We start from the raw sequence: 16,199 nt of genomic DNA, 5'->3' as shown, positions 1-16,199 counted from the left end.
CGCTGATTAAAACGGGCAAGCGAAGCAATAAATATCTGTTTTTCCGCAACCATTCGCACACACTCCTTGGCCCGGGTAATACCCGGTATAAATCAACTCCCGACAGAGTACGGGATTATCCTCGATGGGCAGAACCATCATCACCTCTGTAAACTCGGAGCCCTGACTCTTATGTACCGTCATGGCGAAAACTGTATCATAATCTGAAAGGGCAACAGGAAGAAAACGGATAAATGTTCCACTGCCCGTTTCAAACCACACCTTCAACATGCCATCCTCATCCGGCAGACAGATACCAATATCGCCGTTATAGAGGCCGAGGTTATAGTCATTTTGACTAATTAAAATAGGTCTACCGATATACCAAGAGCTATTGCTTCCCCTCAGGCCCTGCCGGAGCAGATCTTCCTCCACCATTTGATTAATCCCCTCTACCGCCCTCCTCCCCCTCCGGGTGCCACAGAGAACCATAAATTTTTTCAGTGAGGCAAAGGCATCCTCAGCCCCGGAGCCGCTAAGCATCTGCACAGAGCTAATATACTTTCGATAGTTACCCTCTATATAAGCCTGCCAATCCTCAACAGCTCTCTTCTCCAGCAGCTGCCAGGCACGATGGCCATTGCCGGCATTGGTGGCGATGGCAATGGCCTTTATCTCATCGTTGAACCGATAGGTCTTTATCAGCTGAGCGCTACAACGGGCAAGCCCGGATATCACCGTGGCCAGAACAGTTCCTGACTCCACCGAGGCTAACTGATCCTTATCACCCAATAAGATAAGACGCCCGCCCGGCTTAAGGGCATCGACAAGTTTACTCATCATGGCCAGATCAATCATCGACGCCTCATCGAGAAGGACCAGATCCCAACCTAAGGGATTTTCTCTGTTATGACGAAATCTGGTGGAGTTTAACTGAGTCCCCAAAAGCCGATGCAGGGTAACCGCCTTTTCAGGAAGCCACTCACCAACGTCCCGTCGTAGCTGCTCGGGTAGACGGTCGGCACCGCCGAGAATCGATTCATAGAGACGCTGAGCGGCCTTCCCCGTCGGAGCAGCCAAGGCCACATCAAGTTTATGGCCAATGGCATGATGAAGAAGGGCAAGAATACGAACAACGGTGGTGGTTTTCCCCGTACCCGGCCCGCCCGACACCACCAGAAAGGGTGTCTGCAGTGCCTTCTCTGCGGCCTTTTGCTGATGGTTTTCTTCACCCTCGTCCAGCTCTTCGGGAAAGGTTGCGGCCAACAGATCGGGATCTATCCGAAGAACAGACTGCCCAGAGGCATAGTCAAGTAACTGCCGGGCAAGACGGGCCTCATAGACAAAGTATCGCTGCAGATAGAGTCGTCTGCCATAGAGGACAAGAGGCGTTAGCGGAGTCTCGTCAATCCCGGCCACCTGAGTGCTCAGGGTACTTTTGCCGAGCAGAGCCAACTCCCCCTTCGCCAATTCGACACAGCTACTACCACCGGCAAGATGCTGCATCAGGCCAGAGATGATCCCAGAAAACCTCAGGGCCTCTTCGCCTGCTAAGCCAGAAATACCCGTTAAAAACTCAGTGAAATGTTTTTCTAATAAGTTATCAGCCATTACTCTTCTCCTCCGCCAATAAGACGATCAAGGGCCTCAATGAGCCCTCTGGCAGGCCTGGTGGCAAAGACACCACTACCAGCAATATCCGGATCCATGCCACGAACAAAGAGATACATAACCCCACCAAAATGTTCCTCATAGGAGTATCCCTCAACAAAGGTCTGAAGATGCTGATGCAGAACAAGGCTGTAAATATAGTACTGCAGTCCATAATTATGAGCGGCCATTACCTGCACCAGACTATCACCGCTATAATCGCTCTGCAGTTCGCCCAGATAGTTACTCTTATAATCCACCACATAGTATTTGCCCTCGTGCTGACAGACAAGATCTATAAAGCCCGTCATATAGCCCCTCATCTTTTTAGCAGATATGGCCTGCACCGTCGGCTCATCTGCGAGGATGGTGTTTATCTCAGCCAAATTAATATGGGCTAGGCGCAGGTAAAACTCCATCTCCTTCAGGCAGCGGCTCCGGCTCAAATCGGCTAGGGAAAAACCTCCTGCAAAGAGAGGAGTGGAACACGCCTGGACAAAGAGTTGGGTGAAGAGCTCCTGATCGAGCTGCAGACCGTACTCCTCGCATTTTTGCTCCATCATACCCTGAACATGGAGATCATCGGCATGTAGGACAAGATCGGCAAAAGCACACTTCTCCAGGAGATCATGGACCGCATTACCGAAGCGAGCGCCCTTGGGCAGTTCGGCAAAGGCGATACGCGGCGCATCTGCCAGCGCATCCCTGTCAAACTGAACGACGGGGGCATGATCGCCGAGGGAGGCCAGGGCCGAATAACTGGTCATCTGCCAATCTGTTGCCAAAAGGCGGGGGCGGTGGGGACGGGTAGCCAGGCTCTTTACTCTCCTCTCTGCGCCATAGGAAGAGCAGGTGGCAGGCTCTGCCGAAACGTGCTGAAAGAGAGCGCCACTTTCTCTGGCAAGCACCTTTAAACGCTCCTGCTGTTCCTCATAGTCAATATCGTCACCGGCAAAGAGAAGATGGCCAAGGGCTGAATTAAGGGAGGCATCTACCCCGGCGCCCCGGGCACTTATATCCGCCCAATAGGTATAAGAACGAAGTTCGGCCCGGGTCAGGGCAACATAGGCAAGTCGCAGATCTTCGGCCAACTCCTCCCGACAGGCCCGCTCCCGACGTTCAGAAAAATGTTCGGAACCAAAATCGATAACAGCGCCACCATCATGACAGGAGATAACGTTCTTCTCGTTTTTAATACGGGCAGAGCGGCCGTAGAGATCGGGGCAAAAGACAACGGGATACTGCAGCCCCTTTGAGCTGTGCATGGTCACAATCTGCAGGGCCTCTTCATCACTTTCAAGCCGCAGTTCAAAGGCATCGTTTTTTTGTTTCCCCGTAAGAGCTGAGCGCAACCAGAGAAGACTCTGACGTGGACCCAAATTGGCAGCAGTTTCCGCCTGCTGCAAGACCTCAAAGAGATGGGTAAAGTTGGCAATACGTCTCTCCGGCTGAGAGAACTGGACCAAATTGGCAAAGAGCTCTTTGCTATCAACCAGAAAATAGAGCATGGTCAGCACCCCACGCTCGGACCAAAGATGATAGCACTGCAGGAAAACATTATACCACTCCGCCACCGCCTGCTCATCCTGCCAGATTGCCATGATATCATCCCCCGTACAGGCAAAGAGGGAGATGGTCATGGCCGTTTTCAGCAGACGTAGGTCGTCGTGGTCAATGATTGCCTGCAGAAGGAGCAGGAGTTCATGGCTCTCATCGGTTTCAAAGATAGTCTTGCGCCCGGCAATAATGGCAGGAACACCCACCTGCAAAAAGGCCTGCTGATAGGCCTCGGCCTGACTATTTGAACGCACCAGAACGGCTATATCCTGAGGACGAAGGGGCTGATAAATCGACTGACCATCCCTGTTCAGCTTATGGATGGAGGTGGGCTCGCTGATCGAGAGAAGATGGAGAGTTTCCGCAACAATGTCCCCGCGAATGGCAGTTCTAGCCAGGGCCGAGCTCCACTTGCCCTTTTTATCATCGTCATTCTCCTCAAGCTGTAGATAGACAAAGGGGACAAGGGGCTTCTTCTCGGCATCAACCAGGTAGACATCCCTACTCTTACCCGATTTGACCGGATAGTAGAGCAGGCCCTCCTCCTTAAAGAGAAAGGGGTCATCGGAGCCCGCGAAGAGACCATTTACCCCCCGGACCAGGTCCCGGTGGGAGCGATAGTTCGTATCAAGACTATAAAAATAATCCGTCTTGGTTCGGGCAGTAAAATATGAATAGATATCGGCACCACGAAACTTATAGATGGCCTGTTTGGGGTCACCGATGAGGTAGAGGCTGTGCTTTTTCGAGGCAAAGAGCTTGGAGAAGATATGCCACTGCTCGTTATCAGTATCCTGAAACTCATCGATCAAGGCCAGATCATAACGGGCTTGCAGGGCCGTCTGCAAATGGGTCTCCTCACCGCAGAGCCCAGCTGCGAGACGGGAAATAAGCTGATCAAAGGAGATGGAGCCATGCTCCTGCAGCTGCCGCCCTACCCCTCGCTCCAGCTCTCCGGCAAAGAATATACGGTAGCCGATAAAGAGCTGCTTCTTGAGCTCCAGTAACTCCGTGGCCGCCATTTCGGGCAGACCCATGCTGTTAAGAAAGGGGTCGATCTCATCCTTTTTCTTACCACGAAACTTATTGCCGTTTATCTCAACCTTCAACCCGGCCACGGTCAGCCAGGAGAGATTTGCCGGAAATTTTTCTGCCTGCCCCAGAAAGAACTTTTCACAGGCCCGGAAAGAGCCGGCAAAGTCTGCGACAAAGGCCTTCTTAAACTTGTCTTCGCCACAGGCCTCGGCCAGGGCCTCCTGCAGGGCGGTACCCGAACCGAGCCACCACTCCTTCATCCTGGCGATGGCTCCTTCGAGATTTTGCCAAAGAAGAGAGATATCTTCCACCTCTGGTTCTATCCGGGTATCGCCATGGAGATGGACAAAGGCGTTGGCGAGCAGATCCGCCGGAGAAGACCACTGGCCCATTACCAAAGAACAAGACCAGGGAGACAGGGAGTAGACATGAATACGCCAAAAATCTTCGGCGGCCCGGAGACGCAGGTCATCGAGACTGGTAAGCAGATCCATCCTAAAGAGCTGACCACTTTCCAGGGCCTGCTCACTGAGCATCCGCTGACAAAAACTGTGGATGGTGAAAATACCTGCCCGGTCAATATTGACAATGGCCAGCTGCAGACGAGAGATAAAGCGTCGAGCCACACCCTCATCCTTTACCGCATGCTCCTGCCAGGCACGAAGACTCGCATCCTCATGCCGTCCCTGCAAAAGATCACGGGCCTCCACCAAACGGGCCCGCACCCGAGAACGCAGCTCCTCGGCCGCCGCCCGGGTAAAGGTGACAATAAGAATACGATCAATGCCAATATCCTGCTCGCATATGGCCCGCAAGACCAGCATACCAATGGCATAGGTCTTTCCTGTCCCGGCACTGGCCTCTATAAAATTAACCCCTCTCTCCATGGGTGTTTTGGCCACATCAAAGATAATCGGATCAGGCGTTCCTGCTTTATAACTCATCGGCGTACTCCCAAATAGGCAACATCAGCTCTATACAGTATCGTTCAAATTCTCCCGCCAAAAACTCCTCCACTCCACCGCTGATGGCAAGGGCCAGCTCGGGTTCATACCCCTTTGTCACGCTCCCCTTCAAGGTCTCCTCGGCTACCTGCATCGGTGTCTTCTTACTCTTCTTTTGACAGTGCAAACTATAGGCATAGGCCGCCTCAACTTGAAAGGAGGAGAGGGTATTAACACCAAAGGCAAAGTGCTCCAGATAGAGAAGGAGCATCTCCTCGGACGGCTGTTCTGAAAATTTCAGCACCCCATCCTTACAGACCAGCCAGGTGATAATATCCGGTCGCTCCCTTCCCGCCACCAGATGATATAACCATGCCTCAAGTAGATCTTTGCCCTTACGATTGGCATAACGATGGAGAAAAATCCCATTCTGGCGCAGGGCAACCTTCCCCAAAAGACGATAGGGGCCAATACGCTGATCAATGGGAAGGGTCTGGATAATCGGGCCGGGATCTATCTGACGAATGCTGTTGGTAAATTCGTCCAACTCTGTCAGGAGTTTTTTAAAGAGGAGGCTCCCCGGAGTCCCCTGGGGCCAGCGCCCCTCTATGGCCAGACCATGATAGATATCTGCCACCTCTCTACCTGCCAGCAGATCCTCTACCAAACCCTGTTCCAACAGATAACGATCAAGGCCCGAGGCAGAGAAGGTCTCTGTATCGTCGGGTAGATCCGAACTGGCACCCAGACGAATCTCAAGACTTCTGCTCACAAACCAACGTTGGGGGTTCTTGTAAAAAGAGACCATATCGGCCAGGTAGATGTTCTCCTGAGGTCGTCCCAGGTTCCCCGACCACCATGGACGCTCCTCCCCGCCACCACCACCATAGATCTTTTGGGCCAGGGTAAGACAGTTCTCGTTATAGCTAAAGAGGTCAGCTCTCCCTTCAAAATATTTTGAACTAAAGGGATGGAGGGGCTGTTCAACCACAATATCCTCAGGCTTAATGGCAAATTTACACTCCAGCAGATCAAGCAGTTCACAGAGAACAACCGAGGGAGGAATCTCGCCATTATTTTTTATCGATCTCCCCACATAACTCAGATAGAGAGAGTCACGCACGGAGATCAGGGCCTCAAGAAACTGATAACGATCGTCAATTCTTGGCGAGCGATCACCCAGCTCGGGTTTGCTGGCGAGGAGATCAAAGGTCGCCTGCTTATCCTGTTTGGGAAACTTACCCTCGTTAAGCCCCAAAAGGCAGATCACCCGAAAGGGAATAGAGCGCATGGGCAACATAGAACAGAAGGTCAACTGCCCCCGGAGAAAGCCTGCACTGGAACCAACCTGGGCAGAGGCCTGCTGGAGCCAGGCCATAACCACCTGAAAGGCAATGGGCTGACTGTAGAGAAGGACGCCCTGATACTCCCTGCCCCGGCCAAGCCCTGCCAGAATCTGCTGTAGTTCCTGATGGGCAGAATTTTCTTCACCGCCAAAGAGACGCTCCGCATCCCCCTGGAGCAACTCTGCCCACTCATGGAGAAGACGTGGAGTGGTATAGAGCTCTTGTCCCCCCTGTAACACCTGAAGAAATTCGCAAAGACCGCCAAGTGCCTGAGCACTATTGCCCTCGATATCGCTGTAGGCCAAAACCCCCTCCACCATGGTATCGGCGGACATGGCAAAGCCCAGGAGCAGCCTCTGCAAGCCAGCCAACCAGGTATTCAGCTCCAGGGGAGGTAGGCCGAGCTCCTGCCTCTGCTCCGCTGAAAGTCCCCAGCGAATACCGGATTCTGTCACCCACTTCTGCAGGAGATCAAAATCCCCCTCACCAAGGCTAAACTGGGAATAAATATGCTCCGAACGAAGCAGATCAAGAACCTCACTCCAACCGAACCTTCCCGAGAAGAGGTTGAGGTAATCAAGAAAGACAGCCATCACCGTATTGCGCTGTCCCGTGGCACGATCGGCTATGGAGTACTGAATGTCAGCGAAGAGGGCGGGAATGAGCGGGGCATACTCCTGAATATCAGGGGCCATCACCACAATGTCCCGTAGCTGCAGGCTGGCATCCTTATAGAGCAGGTCAAGAATATGATCCTTGAGCACAGCAAGTTCCCGCAGAGGCGAATGGCAGGAGACAATGCGAAGGGAATCGTCTCTTGCTGCCGTAACCGCCAGTCTGCCCCTCTCTAAAATATCCCCCTGTAGGACGTGGAGAAGAGAGGGGGGAGAGCCAGCACCTAAGCCCTGATAGAGGGCAGAGTCTATACTATAACCAGCGGACGCCACCAGCATCTGCTGAAAATCCCGGCCCTGCCGACCAAGAGAGGCCAGTAACTGCTGAGGCTCTTCCTCCTCATAGGAAGAGAGATCGACACCCGAATCCCTTATGCCCTCCAGAGAGAGAAGACGATCGCCTCCCCTCCCCACCTCACCCCAATATTCTCTGCAGGGGGAGAGGAGAAAGAGATGCACCTCGGTCCGGGAGGACAGGGCCTGCAGGAACTTTAAAAAGAGCGGGGCCATGGTATGGAGTCCAAAGACAAAGATCCGCCTGGGCAGACGACGTTGGCACTCTTCTTTTTCCAATGTTTCAATAATATTTTCTAAGATCTCTCCCTGATGCCGGGCAGCGGGGAACTCCTCCACCAGTCTCTGCCAGAGATGCATCTGCCATATTTCGCAATCCTCCTCCGTTACCCTCTGGCCAAGTCGCCAACGGGCAAGCATGCTGGGACGCATCAGCTGATACTGATCAAAGAGCTGAGCTATCTGACCGGCAAGTTGATATCTTTTCAGCTCCGCCACCTCGCCGCTTACATATTTTTTCAAGGGCAGATAAATATCCTCATCAATATCCCGCAACAGGGCCTCAAGTCGCCAGACGGTCGTCTGGCTGGCAAAGAGATCTGTTTCAAGATCAACATAGAGGCTTGAGGCTATTTTTCGCAACAAACCAGCAGGCAAGAGAAAATCAAAATTACACCAGCTCTTAAACTCATCGGCCAGATACTGACAGACAGTCCTCTCCACCCCCGGGCTCTGAATTAAAAAAATTTCTCTGGCAAAGAGATTGGCGCGGCCCTCTCTTTTAATAATGGCCGCTAAGATTTCGAGAAGCTTTTCGGTGTGGTTAGATATATGAAGATGCAACATGGGACACCCTTAATAGGAGCTACAAGAGACAAAACCCCTTACCTCTCTCACAAGAGCAGGAAGGGGCCGAAAAAATGTAAGAAATAAACCTCTGAAAAAAAGAAACTTTGTTCATTTACAGAACAGAATTAGGCAGGTACAATCAGTCTATTCAATAACACCTGCATATTCATAAATGCCCATAAACAGACCACCGAGAATACCAAGGGCCATAAAAAGCCGCACTCTGCGATCCCAGGGTACCTTGTCCCCCCCTGACATATACTGTAAAATGGCAATAATAAAATATGTAAACCCTGCAATATATGGTGCTGTCTGCCCAATCTGCAGAGCCGTGGCCTGAAAACTAGAAAGTGCATCGATTCCTCCTGCACCATTCCCCTGCAGACGAAGGTTAAAGATCAAATAAACAACAATCGAAGCATAAAACGATAACGTATTGGTGAGACTTTTCATATGTGTGCTCTAAAGACCTTATATTTTCCAGGAACTGCCATCTATTCGGCGCGGCAGTATCCCATGTTCCTGCTTCCCGCTACCATTTATCTGCTTCAACCGATTGAGGATAGCACCATCAGTCACGATACAGATCTCAACGATAGTTTCATTAAAAATGATTTCTGTCAAGCATATACTCCCTGCCCTCTTGGTGATAATCGGGCAAGATTTTTACACCTTGTAAGGGATATAGGTACACGCAAAGATGATTATGCGGCCCAACTTTCAAGCCTTAGCTTGGCCGCACTCTCAGCAAAAAACAAGGCTCATCCGGAGTCACGGGGAGACATTATCTCTTCACTGCTGGGTGGGCACGACCTGACATCTCAAGAAGGCACCGAAATTTGGCAGGCACGCCTGGTACTTAAACTTGCAGAACTGCTGGAAAGAGAAGAGGAGGAGCTCAGCCGTAACCTCAGCCTCCTGGAAGGATATGAGCTTGAACTTCTCCAAAACCTGCACGGAGAGTTCATCGACGAGGAAGAAAACCCCTTAGCCGACCTGCAGCTACTGGAGAAAAACATGGTCAGTCAGGGTTCAGGGGCAGTACAAAATCGCCTCCTGGCCTGGAAGACACTCTACCAGAGGAGTGAGGAGAGATTTAAGACTATCGACATCTTTATAACCGATAACAGAGATGCAGCAGAGAGAATGCTCGATAGCTATAACACCCTTACAGAGAGCCTCATCAAGCCCAGTTTCGCCATTGCTCTCCCTGCAATCACGGGATGGGAGTCCCTTGAATCCATTGAGAGGATCACAGCCTTTAAGGAAGAGAACAGCTCTCTCTTGGAAGGAATTGAGGCGCTAGTTCAGGGTCAAAACTATGAAGACATCGCCCTGTGGAATGCGGCAATAGAGGTTGCCTTTCCCCGTGAGAAGTATGGACGCAAACGTATCGATATCTACTCCTTTGAGGACGCAAGTTGCGGCAGTTTACTGGAGAAGAGAAAAGAGACAGGTGCGCAGGGGCACCTCCTTCTCTTTTGTGAGGAGGACTAAGAGCTAGACGAGAGGTCTGCAAAGGCTGCCCCAAGCAGAGTTACAAGTACATCCGGGGCAAGCTCAATATCAAGGCCACGCTTACCGGCACTGACATAGATGGTGGCAATCTCCCGGGCTGAACTCTCCAGTACGGTTGGCAGACGCTTTTTTTGTCCCAAAGGACTTACCCCACCCAGAACATAACCCGTTGTCTTTTGTACCCGAACCTTGTCGGCCATATTTATTTTTTTAACACCCAGAGCCATGGCCATTTTTTTCAAGTTAAGGGAACAAGAGACAGGAATAATGGCAACGGCCATATTGCCATCCCCATCCTCCACCACCAGAGTCTTAAAAACCCTCTCCACAGCAACCCCAAGTTTTTCTGCTGCCTCAAGCCCGTAGGATTCTGCTCGCACATCATGCTTATACTCATGGAGTTTATAGCTCATCCCCGCTTTTTTTACCTGTTTCACACCTGGAGTCATAATTATCCTCTGTACAAAAAAAAAGCAAAGAGAACTCAAAAGAGCATCTCCTTGCCATCAAACCTTACTGCCTGCATCTCAAAGTAGGACTACTCTTTCATGCTGCACTTATAGGGATTAATGGTTAAGACAGGGCAACCGGCAGCACGGACAACCTTACCCGCCACACTACCAAACATAATCTTTTCAAGTCCCTTATAGCCATGGGTACCCATAATAATCATGCCCGCATCTGCCCCTGCGGCGTACTCAATAATGCGCTCGGCAACATCGCCGGTCAGAACCTTACTCTTCACATCACTAATACCACTTTCATCCAAGGTTGGTTGAAGTTTTTCGCAAAAGGCCTCCATCTTCTTCATGGCACCTTCAAGCAGTTCATTTTCAAGACTGGGCATTGACATCTGAGGAACAAAGAAACCAGAATAATCTTCAAAATTCTGTACGACAAAGACAAGGTGTAATGATGCACCAAATTTACCCGCCATATAGGCTGCAGATTTTGCTATCATTTCAGAATTATCTGAAAAATCTATAGGGGTAACGACACAGTCTACATTTCTTATAATGCTCATAACAGGTCTCCACTTGTAATTGTTATTATTGATCAGCAAAAATCAGTTTCAACTTAATGCTTCATTATAGGCTTTTTATATAACTATAACTAGGGAGTTATTGTCTCTAGCAACAAATTCGACAGAGAAAAAATAAAAATCAACAATTTTATTTCCAAATACAAAAGAAGAGATTATAATAATTGCCTATTTTACCCACTCCTACCTCCTGCCCCCCCAATCTTTACGAAAACCTTTATCCTCCATGACCTGGAACCATCATATTTTTTTTACAAATCCCCTCTTCAGTCCCATCACCTCTTGCAAAAACAGCTAAAATAGATACCTTATTTCCTAATGCCGAATTCTCAAAAACCCTCAGAAGAGGTGTAAGCTCTTCTTCTCACAAAAGGTGCCTATCATGTCCATCATTTCAGCAATTTCCATAAGTAATCGCAAGGGTGTTCGAAAAAAAAATGTGCATTCCATTCAACTTATTGAGGCCTTTGGCCTACAAGACGATGCCCACGGTGGCAGATGGCATCGCCAGGTAAGCCTCCTCGCCCAGGAAAGTATCGATTCCATGAGAGAAAAGGGACTTGATGTGGTGGCAGGTAATTTTGCAGAGAATCTCACCACAACGGGAATAAACCTTACGGCCCTGCCCGTGGGAAGCCATCTCACAATTGGCAAGAGCAAACTTATCATCTCCCAGTTGGGCAAGATCTGTCACAAACCATGCGCCATTTTCCATCAGGCAGGTGATTGCGTTATGCCCCGCGAAGGTATTTTTGCCATTGTCAAAGAGGGCGGCGAAATAAGGGTTGGAGACGAGATAAAAGTAGGCAAAGAAAGATCCAGCTCCGCGGCCCTTATCACCACTACAGCAGCAGCAGAGAATATTTCCGACGAAGAGATTGAACAGATACGACAGGTATGGGGAACAGCCTTTGTCCGAGTTGACCCCCTCAACAAAGAAAACAGTAACCTTAAAATTGTCCTGACAGACCTTCTGGAAAACCAGGGTAGCGATTATATCTTTTTCTATGATCCTCAAGCAGAGCATAGAACATCCTTTGATAGGGTGACTGCTCCTAAAAATGTTTCCTATGCCAAGAGCATTAACGAAATTATCATAGCGGCAACTAAAAATAGCCAGGCCCAACAGGACCAAGCCAAGATTTACTAAAGTGAGGCGAAAGCATACTAACCAACTTTCTCCTGTTGCGAATCCGTTACTCCTACAGTACCCTCCTCCTATTTACTTTTTAAGGAGGAGGCATGGAGGAAAGAAAGTCACAGCAAAAAGGATTACTTATTATGATAGCAGCAGCCTTGCTGCTTCCGGTTATTGATGCCATAAGTAAGGTTCTGACAGCCTATGTTTCCCCCGGTGAAATTGCCTTAGTCCGTTTTTCTTTACAGGGTGCACTGCTTTTTCCCTTTGCCTACCGGGAACTTAAAATCCCTAAGCTCCCTCTGCTGGCCACCCATTTTTTGCGAGGTATTCTCAATGCAGTGGCATCTCTTTGCTTTATCGCCGCAATTACCCAAATGCCTCTGGCCGATGCCATTGCTATCTTCTTTGCAGAACCCCTCCTCTTAACCCTCTTTTCCGCCGTACTTCTTAAAGAAAAAATTGGTATTGCACGAATAACAGCCTGTTTGATTGGCTTTGCCGGCGCCCTCTTCATCATCGGCCCCAGCTTCACAAATTTTGGTGCAACCGCCATCCTCCCCTTTCTCACCGCAACCTTTTTTGCCCTATATCTTATTGTAACGAGAAAACAGAGTAAAAGAGGAGAGAGTGTCAACGCCATGCAGTTCTACGCAAGCATGGGTGCAACTCTCTTTCTTTTACCCATAACCTTACTAGGAGATGCATTTTCACTGCCGCTCTTTGAACTCTCCTGGCCAACGACTGAGGTTGCCCTCCTTTTTCTTGGTGTTGGCGCCAGCTCCCTTATCTCCCATCAACTTTTAACCATCGCCTTCACCAAAGCAGATGCCAATGTTCTTGCCCCCTTTCAATATCTCGAAATAGTGAGTGCCACCATTCTTGGCTGGCTACTTTTTGGGCAATTCCCTGGTGCCCAAACCCTGCTGGGCGCTGGCATCATCATTGCCTCTGGAATGTTTATTTTTTACCGAGAGAGCAGCTACCCCCTTAATAAAAAGGGGCGATCGTAGCAAGAGTTTGCCTTAGTGCTATAGCAGGATAAATATCTAATATTCGAAGAGTAACATCTTTTCTCCGTTACGAATGAGTAGAGGTCTCCCCATAAGAGACTCTGCCACTTTCCATAGAGTTAAAGCTAGGCTCAGGAGTGAAATAAGCTTGTCTTCCATCTGCTCCTCCATTATGTTACCAGAGGAGATAAACAGCAGTTTTAAAGAAAAATTTGTCGCCCCGGAGCTAAGTCCCCAGCAATAAGGGAAGCGACTGCGACCATTTTTCAATCCAGGACCTGTACACGGTGCCCAAATCACAAAACAATCTCGTGGCTCACCTCGGGTCATTATGTCTCAATGCGAGCAACCCAAATATATGATTAAATTTAAGGAATTAGATAACAAAATCTTACTCTGCTACTCAAGCGATTATCCCACGCATAATTGGGTCTATCACGAATTGGATAAATCAGGCAGAGTTACAATTAGTAAAGTCTTCAAGTTTAGCCAAAAGAATCTTAGTTCTGCTTTCAATAAAGAAGACGAAGAGGCTCCAGTTGAATTTGAAGTTGCTGTTAAGGATGGGGAATACTATCGCTTCCCGAAGGATATTTTATCTTTAAAACACGATCTATATGTGCATGAAGATATAAAACTAGAACGTAGGTTTTTTGTCGCGGAACGTAACATATCAATATTTCCCAAAATAGATAACATGGTAAATCGTCCCATTTATATAGGTGGTGACGAAGAAGACGCGATCTCAATGCCGGTTTATTATGGTTTATTGAAAACATTTCCCAATACAAATGAACTAAATAAATATGTTTCAGCAAGGATCAGTGGCGTTTTATCTTCATACATAGAAATTAATGACGACTATGAGGAACGTTATCAACAATATTTAAATAAAAAAAATGGTAGAAAGGGAGCTAATCTTCAGTATGATTTTTCAAATCTCGAACTAATTAAATTTACAAGCATTTCTGAAAAGCTTAATTCTATGCTTGAGGATGAAGTTTCTTATACTGAAGCTCAATGGCAGGAGGAATTGCTGCAAATTATACTACTGCTATATCCCAAATATATACATGCATTCAAGGAAGCTCCTGTCAGGGATACCTATAACAAAGCGGATCGAAAAATCGACTATTTACTAATAGATTCCAGCGGAAATACAGACATTATCGAAATAAAGAAGCCCTTCGACAAGTGTATAGTTACTACAAGAACTTATAGAGACAACTACATACCGCTAAGAGAACTTTCTGGTACGGTAATGCAAATTGAGAAGTATATTTTCTATTTAAATAAATGGGGTAAAAAAGGAGAGGAAAAATTAACAGAGCACTACAAAGACGAATTGCCAGAGAACTTCAAAATAAAAATAACAAATCCAAGCGGCATTATAATTATGGGTCGTAAAAAGGGTATGACACATGAGCAGGTGCAAGATTTTGAAGTTATTAAAAGAAAATACAAAAATGTAATCGACATCATTACATATGATGATTTATTAGAGCGACTTAAGTTTACAATAAGTCAGTGGTCTAAAACACACAACAAATTAATTCAGGCAACGGGAAGGGGTATGGGGCGCTGACGCGGTAAATCCATTGGTCGGCGCCTGATTTCTGCCGTTATAAACCTATCGGAATCCCATGGAAAAGTTTGATAAATTAACTATTGCAGATGAAATGTTAGAGAGTGCTATTGAATCATATCTAGATGGTCAAAAATATTTTTCGGCGCTGCATTTAGCTGGAGCTGCTCAAGAAATATATGGTAAATGGCTAAGAATAAACGGCGGGCAAGATTTTACTACTATGATACTAGATCAAGCAGCTAAATTTATAGATGAACAAATTAATAGAACAGCTATCAAAAAAGAAGATAAGCGCCCGAAAAATTCTATTAAACACATGGATAATAAAGCAGATCGTTTTGCCTATTTAAACTTAAAACTGGATTCTTTTATGGCTATAACTGATGCTCTCACAGAGTATTCGATGCTGAAACGCAATGAAACTCCTAACATTATTAGGTTTAAGGCTTTTTTAATGAGCACACGTGAAAACGGTTTATAACAAGTCATTCAAAAGGACAAAAACAGTTGGCCATGCTCGTGCCTCGCTGATTTTGGCCAACAATTTTTTGCCTCTTAATGAGGAGTTAGCTTTAATGAGCATTATCCATCAGGAAAATAAATATGTGTGAATTTGAAAAGATAATCAATTCTTTAACACCAATGCGGCCTTGTTGCATAAATAAGAAGAGAGTCCTCCATCTCACCTAAGATAAGATCCTCTAGATAAGCCATTCCCCATCTTTCAAGCCTCTCGACATTCGTACATTGGTCAACCTCGGCAGTTTTCACCCTATGCACGGGTACATTGGTCGAGACTCAAGTTTCACCCTTTATACATTTGTATATTGTCCACTCTGGATGTTTCAGGCTTTATACATTTGCATATTGTGTTTCCTCGGTGTTTGAGGCTTTATACATTTACATATTGGTCCACTCCTGGATGTTTGAGGCTTTATACATTTGTATATTGCTCCACTCCTGGATGTTTCAGGCTTTATACATCTGTATATTGCTCCACTCCTGGGTGTTTCGGGCTTTATACATTTGTATATTGGTCGACTACTGAATGTTTGAGGCTTTATACAAATGTATATTGCGCCAATGTTCTGGTTTTTAGGCTTTTTGCATGTGTTTATTCTCCCATGAGCGCAAGCTTAGGGTTTCCCTACAACGGGTAGGGCCTCTTTTTTCCTTTAGCCTTTACCTCTACCATTATTTTCTTATCGGCAGCTATCGCTTTGCAGATATGTAGTACACTGTAACGCTTAAATGCCCCCATCTCTTATGGGTTTTGGCATTGAAAAGGTGAGACCTTTTGAAAATCGACAAACAGTTATTGTTCCGAGCGACCTGCTCCCTTGATAAGAGTTGACGGAATGGAGGAAATTGCCTCCGGCACGAACGCACCTCACCCAACCTCTCCTCGCCAAGGAGAGGGGCTAAAAGCAGAAAAGATGCGAGAAAGGGCAAAAAAGAGGAGATTGGGCAAGAGCAGAGGCTTCGTCTGTTGCCATATTTCTGCTGAAAGTCTCTCCACCTTGGCGAGGGGGAGAACAAGAGGGGGTGCGTAGGTTTGAGTAAAAGAAAATG

At 47.7% G+C, this 16,199-nt stretch carries 11 protein-coding genes; 5 read left to right on the top strand and 6 right to left on the bottom strand.

What is annotated here, in order from left to right; genetic code table 11:
* Nucleotides 1-6: 6 nt before the first annotated feature.
* From recD to DP_RS06810, 4 genes are all read right to left on the bottom strand, one after another.
* On the bottom strand, nt 7-1,590 hold the full coding sequence (gene recD / locus DP_RS06825; RefSeq protein ID WP_011188586.1) for an exodeoxyribonuclease V subunit alpha: 1,584 nt from the start codon (nt 1,588-1,590) through the stop codon (nt 7-9).
* Nucleotides 1,590-5,165: an exodeoxyribonuclease V subunit beta gene (gene recB / locus DP_RS06820; protein WP_011188585.1), complete on the bottom strand. Its 3,576-nt coding sequence runs from the start codon at nt 5,163-5,165 to the stop codon at nt 1,590-1,592. Before recB ends, recD begins: the two co-directional genes overlap by 1 nt.
* Nucleotides 5,155-8,325: an exodeoxyribonuclease V subunit gamma gene (gene recC, locus DP_RS06815; RefSeq protein WP_011188584.1), complete on the bottom strand. Its 3,171-nt coding sequence runs from the start codon at nt 8,323-8,325 to the stop codon at nt 5,155-5,157. The genes recB and recC overlap by 11 nt, the downstream gene beginning before the upstream one ends.
* A gap of 147 nt (nt 8,326-8,472) precedes the next feature.
* Nucleotides 8,473-8,781 (bottom strand): hypothetical protein, encoded by a 309-nt coding sequence (locus DP_RS06810; protein WP_041277723.1) that lies wholly within the window; start codon nt 8,779-8,781, stop codon nt 8,473-8,475.
* Here DP_RS06810 and DP_RS06805 point away from each other — a divergent pair, their 5' ends adjacent.
* Nucleotides 8,782-9,825, top strand: coding sequence for a hypothetical protein (locus DP_RS06805; RefSeq protein WP_011188583.1), 1,044 nt, complete (start codon nt 8,782-8,784; stop codon nt 9,823-9,825).
* Here DP_RS06805 and ybaK read toward each other — a convergent pair.
* Together ybaK and DP_RS06795 are read right to left on the bottom strand one after the other, a co-directional pair.
* Nucleotides 9,822-10,295, bottom strand: coding sequence for a Cys-tRNA(Pro) deacylase (gene ybaK / locus DP_RS06800; RefSeq protein ID WP_041278445.1), 474 nt, complete (start codon nt 10,293-10,295; stop codon nt 9,822-9,824). The two genes, DP_RS06805 and ybaK, sit on opposite strands and share 4 nt — an antisense overlap.
* Nucleotides 10,296-10,384: 89 nt before the next feature.
* A complete protein-coding gene (locus DP_RS06795) occupies nt 10,385-10,870 on the bottom strand; it encodes a universal stress protein (protein ID WP_041277722.1) in 486 nt (161 codons plus the stop codon).
* Nucleotides 10,871-11,270: 400 nt separating this feature from the next.
* Here DP_RS06795 and DP_RS17390 point away from each other — a divergent pair, with 400 nt between their 5' ends.
* The 4 genes from DP_RS17390 (at nt 11,271) to DP_RS06770 (ending at nt 15,108) form a co-directional block, all read left to right on the top strand.
* The gene (locus tag DP_RS17390) at nt 11,271-12,038 is read left to right on the top strand and encodes an MOSC domain-containing protein (RefSeq protein WP_083818939.1); all 768 of its coding nucleotides are present in this window, start codon (nt 11,271-11,273) and stop codon (nt 12,036-12,038) included.
* A 92-nt stretch (nt 12,039-12,130) separates the two neighbouring features.
* On the top strand, nt 12,131-13,039 hold the full coding sequence (locus DP_RS06785) for a DMT family transporter (protein WP_011188579.1): 909 nt from the start codon (nt 12,131-12,133) through the stop codon (nt 13,037-13,039).
* Nucleotides 13,040-13,397: 358 nt separating this feature from the next.
* Nucleotides 13,398-14,624, top strand: coding sequence for a Shedu immune nuclease family protein (locus DP_RS06775; RefSeq protein WP_156792222.1), 1,227 nt, complete (start codon nt 13,398-13,400; stop codon nt 14,622-14,624).
* A 58-nt stretch (nt 14,625-14,682) separates the two neighbouring features.
* Nucleotides 14,683-15,108 carry a hypothetical protein gene (locus DP_RS06770; RefSeq protein WP_011188577.1) on the top strand — a complete coding sequence of 142 codons (426 nt, stop codon included), beginning with the start codon at nt 14,683-14,685 and terminating at the stop codon, nt 15,106-15,108.
* The last annotated feature ends 1,091 nt before the right edge of the window (nt 15,109-16,199 follow it).

This window comes from Desulfotalea psychrophila LSv54, from assembly GCF_000025945.1.
GTDB classification, from domain to species: Bacteria; Desulfobacterota; Desulfobulbia; order Desulfobulbales; family Desulfocapsaceae; genus Desulfotalea; species Desulfotalea psychrophila.
The sequence above is the reverse complement of the archived record's forward strand: the minus strand, read 5'-3'. Positions and strand labels throughout refer to the sequence as shown.